Below are 15,815 nucleotides of genomic sequence, written 5' to 3' on the forward strand. Positions count from 1 at the left end.
TTCATGAATCTCGAACCCGCCCTCGAGGCCTTCTTCGCCGAAGCAGACGAACTGCTCACCCGGATGGAGGAATCGCTGCTGCAGCTGGAAAGCGAGCCGGACAACAACGAACTGATCAACGACATCTTCCGCGCGGCGCACACCATCAAGGGCACGGCCGGCGTGTTCGGATTCGACGATGTCGTCCATTTCACGCACGAAGTCGAAAGCGTGCTGGATCGCGTCCGTGATGGGCAGATGCGCGTGGACAACGATGTGATCGGTCTGCTCCTGCGCAACAAGGACCATATCGGCGCGCTGGTGCGCGCGGTGGCTGACAAGCGCGACCTCGATGCGGCCCAGCGCGCCGAGGGTGACGCACAGATGACGGCATTGCTGGCCCTGCTGGGCAAACAGCCCGACGAGCCCGCCGCAAGCGCGGTGGTCTCCGCGCCAGCTGTCGTCAGCTGCAACGAGCCGGCGGTCGACGACAGCTGCGAGAACGGAAACTGGCACCTGTCGATCCGCTTTGGCACCGACGTGCTGCGCAGCGGCATGGATCCGGCGTCCTTCCTGCGCTATCTGTGCACGCTGGGTGACATTGTCCACCTCGACACCGTGGTCGATGCGCTGCCTTCCTGGCTGGAGTTCGATCCGGAGTCCTGCTACCTCGGGTTCGAGATCGATTTCCGCAGCGATGCCTCCAAGGGGGAAATCGAGGGTGTATTCGAGTTCGTCCGCGACGAATGCGTGCTTCACATCATTCCGCCCTACTCGCAGGTTTCCGAGTACGTCAGGGTGCTGCGCGCGTTGCCCGAAGACGACATGAAACTGGGCGAAATGCTCGTGCTGAGCGGTGCGCTGACCCGTTCCGAACTCGAACGCGGGCTGTCGCTGCAATCGGAAGCCGCCGCCGCGGCAACCGGCGGGACCGACACCGACGCATCTGCAACGTCGCAACAGATCGGCGAAATACTCATCGAGGGCGGAGCGGTCAGCGCAGGTGTGGTCGATGCCGCGCTCGCCAAGCAGAAGCAGGTCAAGGACACCAAGGCGCAGGAGGCACGCTCGCTGCGCATCGACGCCGACAAGCTGGACCAGTTGATCGAGCTGGTCGGCGAACTCGTGGTCGCGAGCGCCGGCGTGCAGAACATCAGCCAGTCGCTCGGCAACGGACAGCTGACCGAAGCCAACGAGGTGCTTTCGCGCCTCGTCGACGAAGTGCGCGACCAGGCGCTGTCGCTGCGCATGGTGCAGATCGGCGCCACCTTTCAGCGCTTCCAGCGCGTGGTGCGCGACGTCAGCCAGGACCTGGGAAAGGACATCGAACTGGTGGTCAGCGGTGCGGAAACCGAGCTGGACAAGACGGTGGTCGAACGTATGGGCGACCCGCTGATGCACCTGGTGCGCAACGCCATGGACCATGGCATCGAATCGACCGAAACGCGCCTGGCCAATGGCAAGAGTGCCCGCGCCAGGCTGATGCTCGACGCCCGTCACGAGGCGGGCAGCATCGTCATCACGGTGGCCGACGACGGTGGCGGCCTGAACCGCACCAAGATTTTCAGCAAGGCGGTCGAACGCGGGCTGGTCAGTGCCGACGCGCAGCTGTCCGACCGCGAGATCGACCGCCTCATCTTCGCGCCGGGCTTCTCGACCGCCGACCAGGTGAGCAACCTCTCGGGGCGCGGCGTCGGCATGGACGTCGTGCGCCGCGACATCGAAGCGCTGCGCGGCGCGGTTGACATCGATACCGAACCGGGGCAAGGCACGCGCATCCGCATCCGGTTGCCGCTGACGCTGGCCATCATCGACGGCTTCCTGGTCGGCATCGGCAGTTCGAGCTTCGTGCTGCCGGTGAGCATGATCGTCGAGTGCGTCGAACTGGCCGGCAGCGAACGCGACATGGCGCGCTCGCGCGGCTATCTGGAAATGCGCGGCGAAGTGCTGCCGCTGCTGTGGCTGCGCGAAGTGTTCGACATGCGGGGCAGCCCGTCGGCGCGCCGCGAGAATGTCATCGTCGTGCAGTTCGGGCAGACCAAGGCCGGCATCGTGGTCGATCAGCTCATGGGCGAACACCAGACCGTCATCCGGCCGCTGGGCAAGATGTTCAGCACGCTGCGCGGGGTGAGCGGTTCGACCATCCTGGGCAGCGGTGGCATCGCGCTCATCCTCGATGTGGCGGGACTGATGCAGATGGCCGTGCGGGATGACAGCCAGGGCAGGGGGATGCCGTCGATCGCGTCTTCATCGAACACCGCGGAAAGACTGATGTGAAAGCAACGCTGCGCAGGCCGGCCGATGCGGCAGCGGACGATGGATCAGGCCGGAGCGATCTTGCACGCCTTGCGGCGGGAGGGAATACATGAATCCGAAATCGAATCTTGCATTCGTCGAGGATGACGACACGGACGAATTCCAGGAGCAGCAACAGCAGTACCTGACGTTCCGTCTGGGCGACGAAAGCTATGCGCTGGGCCTGTTGTCGGTGAAGGAAATCATCGAGTACGGCGGCGTCACCGAGGTGCCGATGATGCCGTCCTTCGTGCGCGGCGTGATCAACCTGCGCGGACGCGTGGTGCCGGTGATCGATCTGGCCCAGCGGCTGCGCAACACATCGACGGTCGCCACGCGGCGCACCTGCATCGTGATCGTCGAGGTGGGACCGATGGAAGAACGGCAGGACATGGGCGTCATCGTCGACGCCGTGAGCCAGGTGGTGGAAATCCTGCCCGACGCCATCGAACCGGGGCCGTCGTTCGGCGCCAGGCTGCGCGCCGACTTCATCGCGGGCATGGGCAAGCAGGACGGCGGCTTCGTGATACTGCTCGACATCGAGCGCGTGTTGCTGGCTGACGAGATGGCCAGCCTGAATGAGTTGCAGGGCACTTCCAACTGAAATTCCGATCGAGTTTTCAGCCCGGCAAAGGGCAAGGAGCAGAAAAAATGAATGTTTTTTCCAGTCAGAAGATGGCGGTCAGGGTAGCCCTGGCTTTCGGGGCCGTAAGTCTGCTCGTGCTGCTGCTCGGCTGCGTCGGCCTGCACGGCATGTCGGTCATCGGCGAACAGGCCGGCGCCGGAGCGACGGGCGCGGAGGCGATTTACGCAGATACGCGGGCAATGATGTTCGCGCTGATCGGCGCCACCCTGGTTTCCAGCGCGCTGATCGGCTTCATGCTCACGCGCAGCCTCGGCGCCCAGCTCGGGGCGGATCCGGCTGAAGCGGTCGATGTCGCGCGGCGGATCGCCGACGGCGACTTCAGTTCGAACTTCGCGCTGCGCAGCGGCGACACGCAAAGCCTCATGGCGAACCTGCAGCACATGTCGGTGACCATCAAGTCGCTGCTCGACGACATGAACCACATGTCGGCCGAGCACGACCGCGGCGACATCGACGTGGCGATGGACGAGAGCAAGTTCAACGGTGCCTACAAGACCATGGCGGCCGGCGTGAACAAGATGGTCGGCGGCCACATCGCGGTGAAGAAGAAGGCGATGGCCTGCATCCGGGAGTTCGGCGAGGGCAACTTCGATGCTCCGATGGAACAGCTGCCGGGCAAGAAGGCCTTCATCAACGACACCATTGAACGGATGCGCTCCAACATCAAGACCTTCATCGCCGACATGAACCACATGTCGGCCGAGCACGACCGCGGCGACATCGACGTGGTGATGGATGAGGGCAAGTTCAACGGTACCTACAAGACCATGGCGGCCGGCGTGAATGCGATGGTCGGCGGCCACATCGCGGTGAAGAAGAAGGCGATGGCCTGCATCCGGGAATTCGGCGAGGGCAACTTCGACGCGCCGATGGAACAGCTGCCGGGCAAGAAGGCCTTCATCAACGACACCATCGAACAGGTGCGCTCCAACATCAAGACCTTCATCGCCGACATGAACCACATGTCGGCCGAGCACGACCGCGGTGACATCGACGTGGCGATGGACGAGGGCAAGTTCAAGGGCGCCTACGGCACCATGGCAGCCGGCGTGAACAAGATGGTCGGCGGCCACATCGCGGTGAAGAAGAAGGCGATGGCCTGCATCAAGCAGTTCGGCGAAGGCAATATGGACGCGCCGATGGAACAGCTGCCGGGCAAGAAGGCCTTCATCAACGACACGATCGAACAGGTGCGTGCCAACATGAAGGCGCTGGTGGCCGACACCAATATGCTGGTGCAGGCTGCGCTGGTGGGCGACCTCGACAAGCGGGCCGACCTGGACCGCCACCAGGGCGATTTCCGCCGCATCGTGCAGGGCATCAACGACACGCTGGACGCGGTGATCAATCCGGTCAACGAAGCGATGGCCGTGCTCGCCGCGATGGAACAGAACGACCTGAGCATGCGGGTTGTCGGCGACTACCGCGGCAAGCTCAAGGAACTGAAGGATTCGGTCAACAACACCTGCACCACGCTGTCGCAAACCATCGACGAGGCGATCGGTGTGGCCAACAGCCTGGCCAGCGCGTCGGAAGAAGTGTCGGCGACTGCGCAGTCGCTGAGCCAGGGCGCGAGCGAACAGTCTGCCAGCGTCGAAGAGACGTCGGCGTCGATCGAACAGATGTCGGCTTCGGTGACGCAGAACAGCGACAACGCGCGGGTGACCGACGGTATCGCCACACAGGCCTCGCGTGAAGCGAGCGACGGCGGCGAAGCGGTGCGGCAGACGCTGGAGGCGATGCAGAAGATCGCCGAACGCATTTCCATCATCGACGACATCGCCTACCAGACGAACATGCTGGCGCTGAATGCTGCCATCGAAGCGGCGCGGGCCGGCAGCCACGGCCGCGGCTTCGCGGTGGTGGCGACCGAAGTGCGCAAGCTGGCCGAGCGGTCGCAGGTAGCGGCGCAGGAAATCGGCAGCGTGGCCAACGAATCTCTGAAGGTGGCGGGGCGCGCCGGCGAAGTGCTGGAACAGCTGGTGCCGTCGATCCGCCGGACCTCCGACCTGGTGCAGGAAATCTCTGCCGCGTCGGGCGAGCAGGCCACCGGCGTTTCGCAGATCAACAGCGCGATGAACCAGCTGAGCCAGACGGTGCAGCAGACCGCAGCGGCGTCGGAGCAGCTGGCGGCGACAGCCGAAGAAATGAGCGGCCAGGCGCAGCAGCTGCAGCAGGCCATGTCGGTGTTCCGTCTTACCGACAGCGGGCGCTCGCGCCCGGTGGCGATGCCGCGCAGCGTGCCGGCGGCCAATCAGGCGCTGCGGCCAGCGGTGCTGCGCACCGGCACCACGGCGATAGAGTCCGACTTCTCGCGCTTCTGAACGGCGTGCGAACGGGCAGGGCACCGCCCGTTCGCCGGCCCTTCCGACGCATCGAACAATCAGGCGGTGGCGCGGGTGCACGCCCGTCGCGGCCGTCATACCGGCAGCAAGAGCACACACCATGGAAATGATGCAGTCGCGGGGCAGCACCCAGGCGGCCTTCGCACTGGCCGGGACGCCGTCGATCACCCAGGCCGAGTTCGGCCGCTTCCGGTCATGGCTGCACGAAGTTGCAGGTATTTCCCTTGCCGAGCACAAGAAGACCTTGTTGACCGGCCGCCTGTCGCGGCGACTCGGCGCCTGCGGCGTCGGCAGCTATGGCGATTACTTCGATCTGCTGATGTCGGGTGCGCGTCCGGGCGAGCTGCAGGTGGCGATCGACCTGCTGACCACCAACGAAACCTATTTCTTCCGCGAAGCGGTGCACTTCGACTTCCTCGCGGCCGAAATCCTGGCCAGGCGCGAGGGCGGCGATCCGCTGCGCATCTGGAGTGCGGCATCGTCGTCGGGCGAAGAGGCTTACACCCTGGCCATGGTGCTGGCCGAGACGCTGGGCATGGGGCGGCGCTGGGAGGTGTTCGGGTCCGACTTGAGCAGCCGGGTGCTGGACACGGCGCGCAGCGCCCACTACCCGATGACCCGCGCGGAAAAGATTCCGCAGCCCCTGCTCAAGCGCTACTGCCTCAAGGGCAACGGCCCGCAGGAAGGCACCTTCCTGATCGACCGTTCGTTGCGCGAGCGCGTGTCGTTCGCGCAGATCAACCTGAATGCCGATCTGCCTGACGTCGGCCGTTTCGATGTCGTGTTCCTGCGCAACGTGATGATCTACTTCAATCTCGAAACGAAGCGCGAGGTCGTGTCGCGCATCCTCAGCCGCATGCAGCCGCGCGGCTGGCTGTTCGTCAGTCACTCCGAGAACCTGCACGGCGTGACCGACCGCGTCGACGTGATCAAGCCCTCCATTTACCGCCTGAAGTAGCGTCATGCAGCCATCGCCGGGAAGTTGTTCAGAAGTTTTCCTCAATCCCGGAGATTGCTATTTTGCCGATCGGCATACGCGCATGCGCACGGTGCTTGGCTCCTGCGTCGCGGTGACCCTGTGGCATCCGGCGAGGCACATGGGCGGCATGTGCCACTTCCTGCTGCCCGAACGCTTGCAGCAGGCCGAGGTGCCGAGCGGGCGCTATGGCGTCGAGGCGATGGATTCGCTGCTGCTGGCGGTGCGCATGAGCGGCACTCACATTGCCGACTATGAATTCAAGCTGTTCGGCGGAAGCAGGATGTTCGCCGCGCCGGGGGTGACCGGGCGCAAGCTCATCGGCGACCAGAACGTCGATTTCGCCCGCCGGCTGCTGCGCAACATCGGCGCCCGGCTGGTGTCGGAGCATAGTGGTGGAAATGGTTCGCGCGCGCTCGTGTTCGATGTATGGAGCGGCGACGTGTGGTTGCGCTATCAGGAGGGCAACGGTGAGACCGAAGCCCGCATACGCACGGGAAACAGGTTATGTCGAAAAAAATCAGTGTCTTGATCGTCGATGATTCGGCGGTGGTGCGGCAGGTGCTGTCGGAATTGCTGGCGGCCGACCACGAGATCGAAGTGATGGCGACAGCGGCCGATCCGCTGGTCGCCTTCGAGCGACTCAAGTGCGGCTGGCCGGACGTCATCGTGACCGACGTCGAAATGCCACGCATGGATGGCGTCACCTTCGTGCGCCGCATCATGTCGGAACGTCCGACACCCATCGTCGTATGTTCGTCGCTGACCGAGAAGGGCGCGGAGACCACGATGGAAGTGCTGGCGGCAGGTGCCATCAGCGTGGTGACCAAGCCGAAGATCGGAATCAAGCAGTTTCTGCATGAATCGGCCCATGCACTGACCGATGCGGTGAAGGCCGCAGCGCGTGCGCGCGTCGGCAGGCCGCGCGTGGCGCCGGTGCCCGGGCCGAAAGCCGGTCCCAAGCTGACGGCCGACGTCATGCTGGCGCCGGTCACCGGCGAAGCCATGCGCATGACGACCGAAAAGCTCATTGCGCTGGGTACCTCGACCGGCGGCACGCAGGCGCTGGAAGCCGTGCTGACGCAACTGCCGCGTGTCTCGCCCGGCATCGTGGTCGTGCAGCACATGCCCGAGCGCTTCACCGCCGCCTTTGCAGCGCGTCTCGACAGCATCTGCGAAATTCACGTCAAGGAGGCCGTGAACGGCGATCGCGTGATTCCGGGCGTGGCACTGATTGCGCCCGGTGGGCGGCACATGATGCTCAGGCGCAGTGGCGCGCAGTACGTAGTCGAAGTCAGCGACGGCCCGCTGGTGAATCGTCACAAACCGTCGGTCGACGTGCTGTTTCGCTCGGTGGCCAAGTACGCAGGCAAGAACGCGCTGGGCATCATCATGACCGGCATGGGCGATGACGGCGCGCGCGGCTTGAAGGAGATGCGCGACGCCGGCGCCACAACCTGCGCCCAGGACGAGGCCAGTTGCGTGGTGTTCGGCATGCCCAAGGAGGCGATCAAGCTTGGCGCAGCCGAGCACGTGATCGGACTCGATCAGATTCCCGGGATGATCAACCGCTACGGCAAGTGAGGCCGATTTCCGGCCGAGTACGCCGCCGCTGAATGCGCTTCGTCCCTGCACGTTCGACGCCAGGGCAACCGTTGGCTGATTCTCGTTGCGTCGTCGTCGTGACACCATCCCGCTGGCCAACGCGCCATTGCATCGCTCTCCGGGCAGGCAGACCGGTTTCCCCCGTGCAAGCGCCTGTTCGCTCGGCGCGCGCGATCGCGGTTGCGGATATCCACAATGGCCTTTGTGAAGTGACGCGCCCAGAATTTGTGCATCACACGGGCCGTTCGCGTCCGGTGCATCCATAAAGGAGGAGACCTCATGAAACTTCATTCGATGTTGTTCGGCCTGATCGCGCTCGGCCTCACCCCGTTTGCAGCTGCGCAACAGCCCATCGTGATCAAGTTCAGCCACGTCGTGGCGACCGAAACCCCCAAGGGCAAGGCGGCGGAATTCTTCAAGAAGCGCGCCGAGGAACTGACCGGCGGCAAGGTGAAGGTCGAGGTCTATCCGAACAGCCAGCTGTACAAGGACAAGGAAGAGATGGAGGCGCTGCAGCTGGGTGCCGTGCAGATGCTGGCACCGTCGCTGGCCAAGTTCGGCCCGCTGGGCGTCAAGGAATTCGAGGTGTTCGACCTGCCGTTCATCTTCGATGGCTACGCCGACCTGCACAAGGTGACCAAGGGCCCGATCGGCGCCGGCATCCTGAAGAAGCTCGACTCCAAGGGCATCATCGGTCTGGCGTTCTGGGACAACGGTTTCAAGTCCTTTTCGGCCAATACGCCGATCAGGACACCGGCCGACCTGAAGGCGAAGAAGTTGCGCATCCAGTCGTCCAAGGTGCTCGAAGAGCAGATGCGCAGCATCGGCGCGCTGCCTCAGGTGATGGCGTTCTCCGAGGCCTATCAGGCGCTGCAGACCGGCGTGGTCGATGGCACCGAGAATCCGCATTCCAATATGTATACGCAGAAGATGCACGAAGTGCAGAAGCACATGGCCGTGACCGACCACGGCTACCTCGGCTACGCGGTCATCGTGAACAAGAAGTTCTGGGACGGCCTGCCGGCCGATGTGCGCGGCCAGCTCGATACAGCGATGAAGGAATCGACCGAGTACGCGAACAAGATCGCCAAGGAAGAGAACGACGCCTCGCTCGAAGGCATCCGCAAAAGTGGCAAGACCACCATCTACGTACCGACGCCGGAAGAACGGCTTGCGTTCAAGCGAGTGCTGGTGCCGGTGCACACGAAGATGGAAGGCCGCATCGGTCGCGAGCTGATCGACGCGATCTACAAGGAAACGGCGTTCGACCCGTCGAAGCTTTAAGCCGCTGCGCCGGTCACGCCCGGGTCGGGCGGTGACCGGCGGATCCGCCGGGCGCAGGGTTCTCTGCGCGTCTTTCAAATTTTCGGGGAGACTGCCGTGCTCCGCTTGCTCGACCATATCGAGGAGTGGCTGATCACGCTGCTGATTGGCGTCGCCACCATCGTCATTTTCGTCGCGGTTGTCCATCGCTACGCCAGCGGATACAGCATCCCCGGCCTGCAGGACTGGCTGCTGTCACTGAATCTCAGCTGGGCGCAGGAGCTGTGCATCATCCTGTTCGTGTGGATGGCCAAGTTCGGCGCCGCCTACGGCGTGCGCACCGGCATCCACGTTGGTGTCGATGTGCTGATCAACCAGTTGCAACCTGCGCTGCGCAACAAGTTCGTCATTTTCGGACTGGCGGCCGGCGCGTTGTTCACCGGCATCATCTGTGTGCTGGGCAGTCACTTCGTGTGGGAGAACGGCGCCGCCTACGCGGTGCGCAGCACGTTTGGACTGGATATCGGAGATCTGTACGAAGGGCCGACCACGCCCGACCTGGAGTGGCCGACCTGGATGGTCTACATGGCGATCCCGCTCGGTTCGGGTCTGATGTGCTTCCGCTTCCTGCAGGTGATGACGACCTTCATCCGCACGGGCGAATTGCCGCATCACGATCATGCGCATGTCGAGGGCATGGATGAGGTCAAGCCCATCCTGGTGGGCGAGGCGGTCGAGAGCGCGGAAGAAGCCGAGCATGCGAAGGGAGGCCGCAAATGAGCGCCGCCATCATCTTCGTCATGCTGCTGGTGCTGATGCTGACCGGCATGCCGGTTTCGATTTCGCTTGGCCTGACGGTACTCACTTTCCTGTTCACGATGACCGACGTGCCGGTCGAGTCGGTCGCGCTGAAGCTGTTCACGGGTATCGAGAAGTTCGAAATCATGGCGATTCCGTTCTTCATCCTGGCCGGCAACTTCCTGACCCATGGCGGCGTGGCGAAACGCATGATCAATTTCGCCACGTCGCTGGTCGGCCACTTCCACGGTGGTCTGGGCATGGGTGGCGTGGTGGCCTGCGGTCTGTTCGCCGCGGTGTCGGGTTCCAGCCCGGCAACGGTCGCCGCCATCGGCGCCATCCTGCTGCCGGCGATGGTGAAGCAGGGTTTCCCGATGAAGTTCGGTGCCGGCATCGTGGCCAGCTCCGGCGCACTCGGCATCCTGATTCCGCCGTCCATCGTCATGGTGATGTATGCCGTGTCGACCAACTCGTCGATCGGTGCGCTGTTCATGGCGGGCGTGATTCCGGGTGCGGTGCTGCTGTTCATGCTCGGCTTCACCACCTGGTGGTATGCGAAGAAGAACAACTATCCGCGCATGCCCAAGGCGCCGGTGGCCGATCGTCTCAAGGCCTTTCGCGAATCCTTCTGGGGTCTGATGCTGATCGTGGTCGTGATGGGCGGCATCTATACGGGCATTTTCACGCCGACCGAAGCGGCGGCGATGAGTGCGGTGTACGCCTTCATCGTGGCGGTGTTCGTCTATCGCGATCTGCCTTTGAAGCGCATCCCGAAGGTACTGCTCGATTCGGCCAACATGAGCGCGATGCTGCTGTACATCATCACCAACGCCATCCTGTTCTCCTTCCTGCTCACATCGGAGCAGATTCCGCAGGCGGTAGCGGCTTGGCTGGTGGACAGCGGACTGGGTGCGCTGGGCTTCCTGCTGGTGGTTAACGTCCTTCTGCTGCTGGCTGGCAACATCATGGAGCCGTCGTCCATCATCCTGATCACCGCGCCCATCCTGTTCCCGGTGGCGATGGCGCTGGGTATCGATCCGGTGCACTTCGGCATCATCATCACGGTGAACATGGAGATCGGCATGATCACGCCGCCCGTCGGGCTCAACCTCTATGTCGGCAGCGGCATTGCGAAACTCGGCATGACCGACATGACCAAGGCGGTCACGCCCTGGTTGCTCACCATGATCGCGTTCCTGATGATCGTCACCTACTGGCCGTCGCTGTCGCTCTGGCTCCCGCGCACGCTGGGCATGATGAGTTAGCCGGCATCCCGTTGGTCCGTGTTGCAATCCAGGCAGAGCGCCGCACCACCCCGGTGCGGCGTTTTTCTTTCTCATTATTGATTCAAGCCCGACTCTCCACCGGTCGTTACTTACAGAACGAGTCGGACGGCGCACCGCAAGGAGAAGTCAAAACTACACAAGCGCCGCTCCTTTTCTGGCCATCAATCTTGCTTCCGAGGAGGAATACATGAGAAATCAGCTCAGCGTGCGAAAGGCGTTCATATTTCATTCACTGTTGGCGAGTGTCGTCTGCATGGCGGCGGCAGCTGTACAGGAAGTCTTTTTCCCCGGCATCACCGGCCTGATCGTAAGTGGCGTGCTCTGCACGACGATCGTCGTTGGCGTGGGGCTGTGGTTCGGCAACGGTTTCGGCCGGCGTGCCGAAATGCTCGTCAACGCGTTGCACAGCCTCGCAGAAGGCAAGCTGAATCACAAGCTCAACCTGTCCGGCAAGGATGATTTCGCCTGGCTGGGCTACGAGTACAACCAGGCATGCAAGTCCTTCCGCAAACTGATCGAGAAGATGACGGTGCTTTCATCGACGCTGACGCAGTCGGCCGAGGAACTGTCGCAACTGACCATCACGGCGAACCAGAACGGTACCAAGCAGTCGGACCGCATCCGCACCGTCGCCGAAGCGATGGAGGAAATGACGGCGTCGGCGCGTCAGGTTGCCGCCCTGTCGGCGGACATGGACAGCATCGTGCGCAGCACCGGTGACAGCACACGCAGTGGCAAGACCGACCTCGAACACTCGATGGAAGGCGTCAGCCGCATCGCGGTCGAGATGGAAGAGTCGCTGACCGTGATCGAACGGCTGGTGAAGGATTCCGAGGAGATCGCCAAGATCAACGACGTGGTGAAGGAAATTTCGGACCAGACCAATCTGCTGGCGCTGAACGCCGCGATCGAAGCGGCGCGTGCCGGTGAACAGGGCCGTGGCTTTGCCGTGGTGGCCGACGAGGTGCGCAAGCTGGCTCAGCGCACGCAGGGCTCGACCGCCGACATCGAACACATCGTTGCCAAGATCCGGCACGACGCGAAGGAAACCGTGGAACGCGTGGGACAGGCCAGCGAGCGGGTCAGCGGTGCGGTCAAGACATCGCGCGGCGCGGTCGACACCTTCACCGACATCCTGCAGCGCATGGATGAACTGGTCAGCAAGTCCGGCGAAGTTGCACTGAGCATGCAGGAACAGGACACCACGGCGCACGCCATCCTGCGCAATGCGGGCGAACTGTCGGCGCTGTCGGAAGACAACGCACGCGGCGTATCGCTGACCGCCACGCAGGGCGAATCGCTGGCCGCGTCGGCACGCGAACTCGAAGGCAGCCTGCGTACCTTCCAGGTCTGACCTGCTTTCCCCGGGGAGCAAAGGCCCGCCGGCATGTACCGGCGGGCCTTTTTTCATTGCGGGTGCCGTTCAGCGGCTGCGCGAATCGACGTAGGTCTTGATGGCCCACACAGCTTCCTGCTTCAGGATGCCGTCCCATGCAGGCATGTGTTCAACACCCAGAATGTATTTGCCCTGCCTCACCGTGGTCACGAAGTAGTGATCGACATCGGCCAGGCAGCGCGTCTTCAGCGCGGCGTCCTGCACCTTCTTGCAGTAGCGCTGAAGGCGGCGCAGCGGCGGGGCAGGGTGGCCCTTGGCGTTCATGTCCGGGCCATGGCATTTCGAACAGGTTTCGTTGTACAGCGTGCGTCCTACCGTGGCGATCGTCTCGTCGTCACGATACGGGTTGGCGTCGCGCCAGGCGTCACCCAGTACAGGCAGCGACGAGGTATCGCTCAGCGGCGCCGGCGGGCGCTCCGCGAAAACGGCGCCCGCAAGCAGGAACAGCGCAGTGGCGAGCAGCGGGGCATACATCGGGGCCAACAGTCGGTGTGTCATGTCGGGTCTCGGCATCGTTGATCGGGCTTACCAGTCCACCGGACAGCCGTCGCAGCCCTCGAAGCTCACGTCGAGGAACACGGCAAAGCGGGTGAAGCAGTTCTTCATGACGGCATTGCGGAAGTCGGCTTCCTGGAACTTGGTTTCCTGCATGTTCACGTCGATCAGGCGTGCCCCGTTCAGCCGCACGTGGGTGGCGCGGGCGGCTTCCATGTTCGCCATCGACAGGTCGGCATTGCTGAGGTCGGCGCGGAACATGCGCGCGAACTCGAAATCGGTGGCAATGAGCCTGGCGCCGCGCAGCGACGCGGCCGGGATGTTCGCCTTCTGTACCTTCGCGGCGCTCAGATCGGCACCGTCCAGCATTGCACCCGCCAGATTTGCGCTGCGCAGGTCGGCACGGACCAGTTTTGCGCCCGTCAGATCGGCGCCCGCGAGATCGCGCAGCGACAGGTCGGCGTGACTGAGATCGACGCCGGGGCAGCGGGTATAGGGCCAGATGGGGCAGCCATTGATGACCAGCACTTCTTCATGCGCGTCCTCGGCGGGTGACGCATCCACGGCATGGGCCGGGGCAGTCAGGCAGGTAAGCAGCACACAGAAGGCGACGAGGCGCAAAAGCTTCATGGGCAGATCCGGAAAAGAAACCTGATCGTCACGGTCCCGGGCGCGACGGGTGGTGCCCGGGTACCCTCGGCGGGTAGACCAGCGGAGGAGTGGCCGCTGTTTTTCCATGCTCGGTCGCGACGACCAGGAGTAAGGGAACGGACCGCCGATACGTGACGGCCCGCCTGAGGAGGACACAACGGGGCGCAGCGGCCCCGCTACATCAGCGCTTCGGCAGCTTGAAGGCCCAGAACGAGCCGCCCTGATTCACCTGTTTGGTCAGCTCCGCCATGTCGCCGCCCCACAGCGGCACGGCACCACCATAGCCGGACGCGATGCCGATGTACTGCTCGCCGTCCTGTTCCCACGTGATGGGCACCGAAACCACACCGGAGCCGGTCTGGAATTTCCACATTTCCTTACCGGTCCTGGCGTCGAATGCTTTGACGTAACCGTCGGACGTACCCGTGAACAACAGGCCGCCGGCAGTGGTCAGCGTACCGGCCCACAGCGGGAACTGCTCCTTGTGTTCCCAGGCGATCTTGCCGGTCTTCGGGTCGATCGCACGCAGGATGCCCACGTGGTCGTCGAACAGCTTCTTGATGCGGAAGCCCTGGCCGAGGTAAGCCGCACCTGCCTTGTAGGTGACGTTCTCCGCCCAGTAGTCCATCGCCCAGTGGTTACCCGGAATGTAGAACAGCTCGGTCGCCGGACTGTACGACATCGGCATCCAGTTGGTGCCGCCGAGGAAGGGCGGCGACACGAAAATGCTTTCGCCCTTGTCTTCGCCGGCCTTGGGCTTCGGCGGGTACTGGCTTTCGACGACGTTGGGCATGCCGGTCTTCAGGTCGAAACCCTTGGTCCAGGTGATGCCATCGACGAATGGCCAGGCGCCGATCAGGGCCGACTGCTTCCACGGGTAACCGGCGCCAGTGGCCAGCTTTTCGCGGTCGGTCACGAAAAAGTAGCCGTTGCGGTCGGCGTGCGCCGAAGCCTTCACCTGCTTGCCGGTCTTCGGGTCCTTGTACTCGAACAGCAGCACGGAGTTGTTGCCCGAGAAGTCCCAGGCGTCATTCGGCGTGTGCGAGAAGAAGCCCTTCAGTTCGCCGCTTGATGCATCGACATAGGCCTGGCCAGACGTGAACAGGCTGGGCCATTTGGACGGGCTGTCGCCTTCCTTGGTGCGCTTCCAGGTATTCCAGGGCGCCGGGTTGCCGGTACCGATCACGACCATGTTCTGTTCGACGTCGAACGAGGCAGTCTGCCAGGGGGCTCCACCGCCATGACTCCAGGCTTCGACCTTGCCGGTCGGCGAGCTGGGGTCATCCGGCCAGCTGGGTGCCTTGGCGTCGCCGGTCGGCGTGCTGTCCTTGCCGTTCAGGCGGCCCATGTGGCCTTCGACCATCGGCCGTGCCCAGATTTCCTCGCCGGTATCGACGTCGCGTGCGAACAGATAGCCGATCACGCCGAATTCGTCACCCGACGAGCCGTGCACCAGCATCACGCGGCCGCTCTTCTGGTCCTTCACGACGAACGGTGCGCCGGTCATCGTGTAGCCGATCTTGTGGTCGCCCCACTTCTTCGACCAGATGACCTTGCCGGTGTCCTTGTTCAGCGCGACCATGCCGGCGTCCAGCGTGCCGAAGTAGACCTTGTCGCCGTAGATGGCGGCGCCGCGATTGACCACGTCGCAGCACGGGCGGATGTCGTCAGGCAGGCGGTGCTCATAGGTCCACAGCCGCTTGCCGGTCCTGGCTTCGACGGCATACATGCGCGAATATGAACCGGTGATGTAAATGACGCCGTCGTGCACCAGCGCCTGACCCTGCTGGCCGCGCTGCTTTTCGCCACCGAAGGAGTAGGACCAGGCGGGGGAGAGCGCCGATACGGTCTTCGTGTTGATCTGCTTCAGCGGGCTGTGACGCTGGGCCTTCATGCCCAGTCCGTAGGTCAGCACGTCGCCGGTCGTCTTGTCGTCGTTGACGATGTCTTCCCAGCTCACCGTCTTTGCGGCGTGGGCCGGGCTGGCGAGCAGCGCGCCGAGCGCGATGCAAAGTGCCGGGTTCTTCAGTGAAAACGTTTTCATCCTGACTCCTCTTTCAGTGTGATGTGTCGTGTCGGC

The 15,815-nt window shown here is 63.5% G+C and carries 13 protein-coding genes; 10 read left to right on the forward strand and 3 right to left on the reverse strand.

From position 1 onward, the window contains the following. Window positions 1–3 precede the first annotated feature (3 nt). From NMQ14_RS15385 to NMQ14_RS15430, 10 genes are all read left to right on the forward strand, one after another. Window positions 4–2,256 (forward strand): chemotaxis protein CheA, encoded by a 2,253-nt coding sequence (locus NMQ14_RS15385; protein WP_257097519.1) that lies wholly within the window; start codon window positions 4–6, stop codon window positions 2,254–2,256. An 88-nt stretch (window positions 2,257–2,344) separates the two neighbouring features. After that, entirely contained in the window at window positions 2,345–2,878 is a 534-nt protein-coding gene (locus NMQ14_RS15390; protein WP_257097521.1) for a chemotaxis protein CheW, read from the forward strand. A 47-nt stretch (window positions 2,879–2,925) separates the two neighbouring features. After that, on the forward strand, window positions 2,926–5,244 hold the full coding sequence (locus NMQ14_RS15395) for a methyl-accepting chemotaxis protein (protein ID WP_257097522.1): 2,319 nt from the start codon (window positions 2,926–2,928) through the stop codon (window positions 5,242–5,244). 121 nt (window positions 5,245–5,365) lie between these two features. After that, the gene (locus tag NMQ14_RS15400; RefSeq protein WP_306441276.1) at window positions 5,366–6,223 is read left to right on the forward strand and encodes a protein-glutamate O-methyltransferase CheR; all 858 of its coding nucleotides are present in this window, start codon (window positions 5,366–5,368) and stop codon (window positions 6,221–6,223) included. 82 nt (window positions 6,224–6,305) lie between these two features. Then, window positions 6,306–6,773, forward strand: coding sequence for a chemotaxis protein CheD (locus tag NMQ14_RS15405; RefSeq protein ID WP_257097525.1), 468 nt, complete (start codon window positions 6,306–6,308; stop codon window positions 6,771–6,773). Beyond that, window positions 6,749–7,825, forward strand: a complete 1,077-nt coding sequence (locus tag NMQ14_RS15410) for a chemotaxis response regulator protein-glutamate methylesterase (RefSeq protein ID WP_257097527.1) — start codon at window positions 6,749–6,751, stop codon at window positions 7,823–7,825. The genes NMQ14_RS15405 and NMQ14_RS15410 overlap by 25 nt, the downstream gene beginning before the upstream one ends. A gap of 300 nt (window positions 7,826–8,125) precedes the next feature. Next, entirely contained in the window at window positions 8,126–9,130 is a 1,005-nt protein-coding gene (locus NMQ14_RS15415; RefSeq protein ID WP_257097529.1) for a TRAP transporter substrate-binding protein, read from the forward strand. A 96-nt stretch (window positions 9,131–9,226) separates the two neighbouring features. Continuing rightward, the gene (locus tag NMQ14_RS15420) at window positions 9,227–9,889 is read left to right on the forward strand and encodes a TRAP transporter small permease (protein WP_257097531.1); all 663 of its coding nucleotides are present in this window, start codon (window positions 9,227–9,229) and stop codon (window positions 9,887–9,889) included. Continuing rightward, window positions 9,886–11,172, forward strand: a complete 1,287-nt coding sequence (locus NMQ14_RS15425) for a TRAP transporter large permease (protein ID WP_257097533.1) — start codon at window positions 9,886–9,888, stop codon at window positions 11,170–11,172. The genes NMQ14_RS15420 and NMQ14_RS15425 overlap by 4 nt, the downstream gene beginning before the upstream one ends. A gap of 208 nt (window positions 11,173–11,380) precedes the next feature. Next, window positions 11,381–12,547 carry a methyl-accepting chemotaxis protein gene (locus tag NMQ14_RS15430; protein WP_257097534.1) on the forward strand — a complete coding sequence of 389 codons (1,167 nt, stop codon included), beginning with the start codon at window positions 11,381–11,383 and terminating at the stop codon, window positions 12,545–12,547. Between the two features lie 69 nt (window positions 12,548–12,616). Here the strand turns inward: NMQ14_RS15430 and NMQ14_RS15435 are convergent, their stop codons facing one another. The 3 genes from NMQ14_RS15435 to NMQ14_RS15445 all read right to left on the reverse strand — a co-directional run bounded on the left by NMQ14_RS15435 (window position 12,617) and on the right by NMQ14_RS15445 (window position 15,779). Continuing rightward, a complete protein-coding gene (locus NMQ14_RS15435) occupies window positions 12,617–13,087 on the reverse strand; it encodes a c-type cytochrome (RefSeq protein ID WP_257097535.1) in 471 nt (156 codons plus the stop codon). Between the two features lie 27 nt (window positions 13,088–13,114). Continuing rightward, window positions 13,115–13,714, reverse strand: coding sequence for a pentapeptide repeat-containing protein (locus tag NMQ14_RS15440; RefSeq protein ID WP_257097536.1), 600 nt, complete (start codon window positions 13,712–13,714; stop codon window positions 13,115–13,117). A gap of 202 nt (window positions 13,715–13,916) precedes the next feature. After that, window positions 13,917–15,779 (reverse strand): methanol/ethanol family PQQ-dependent dehydrogenase, encoded by a 1,863-nt coding sequence (locus NMQ14_RS15445; protein WP_257097537.1) that lies wholly within the window; start codon window positions 15,777–15,779, stop codon window positions 13,917–13,919. Window positions 15,780–15,815 lie beyond the last annotated feature (36 nt).

Origin of the sequence: Methyloversatilis sp. XJ19-13 (assembly GCF_024580155.1) — a bacterium.
In the GTDB taxonomy this organism is placed as follows: Bacteria; Pseudomonadota; Gammaproteobacteria; order Burkholderiales; family Rhodocyclaceae; genus Methyloversatilis.

Coding starts and splice junctions, on each gene's coding strand:
- NMQ14_RS15385 (WP_257097519.1), top strand. CDS start 4: ATGAATCTCGAACCCGCCCTCGAGGCCTTCTTCGCCGAAGCAGACGAA.
- NMQ14_RS15390 (WP_257097521.1), top strand. CDS start 2,345: ATGAATCCGAAATCGAATCTTGCATTCGTCGAGGATGACGACACGGAC.
- NMQ14_RS15395 (WP_257097522.1), top strand. CDS start 2,926: ATGAATGTTTTTTCCAGTCAGAAGATGGCGGTCAGGGTAGCCCTGGCT.
- NMQ14_RS15400 (WP_306441276.1), top strand. CDS start 5,366: ATGGAAATGATGCAGTCGCGGGGCAGCACCCAGGCGGCCTTCGCACTG.
- NMQ14_RS15405 (WP_257097525.1), top strand. CDS start 6,306: ATGCGCACGGTGCTTGGCTCCTGCGTCGCGGTGACCCTGTGGCATCCG.
- NMQ14_RS15410 (WP_257097527.1), top strand. CDS start 6,749: ATGTCGAAAAAAATCAGTGTCTTGATCGTCGATGATTCGGCGGTGGTG.
- NMQ14_RS15415 (WP_257097529.1), top strand. CDS start 8,126: ATGAAACTTCATTCGATGTTGTTCGGCCTGATCGCGCTCGGCCTCACC.
- NMQ14_RS15425 (WP_257097533.1), top strand. CDS start 9,886: ATGAGCGCCGCCATCATCTTCGTCATGCTGCTGGTGCTGATGCTGACC.
- NMQ14_RS15430 (WP_257097534.1), top strand. CDS start 11,381: ATGAGAAATCAGCTCAGCGTGCGAAAGGCGTTCATATTTCATTCACTG.
- NMQ14_RS15435 (WP_257097535.1), bottom strand. CDS start 13,087: ATGACACACCGACTGTTGGCCCCGATGTATGCCCCGCTGCTCGCCACT.
- NMQ14_RS15440 (WP_257097536.1), bottom strand. CDS start 13,714: ATGAAGCTTTTGCGCCTCGTCGCCTTCTGTGTGCTGCTTACCTGCCTG.
- NMQ14_RS15445 (WP_257097537.1), bottom strand. CDS start 15,779: ATGAAAACGTTTTCACTGAAGAACCCGGCACTTTGCATCGCGCTCGGC.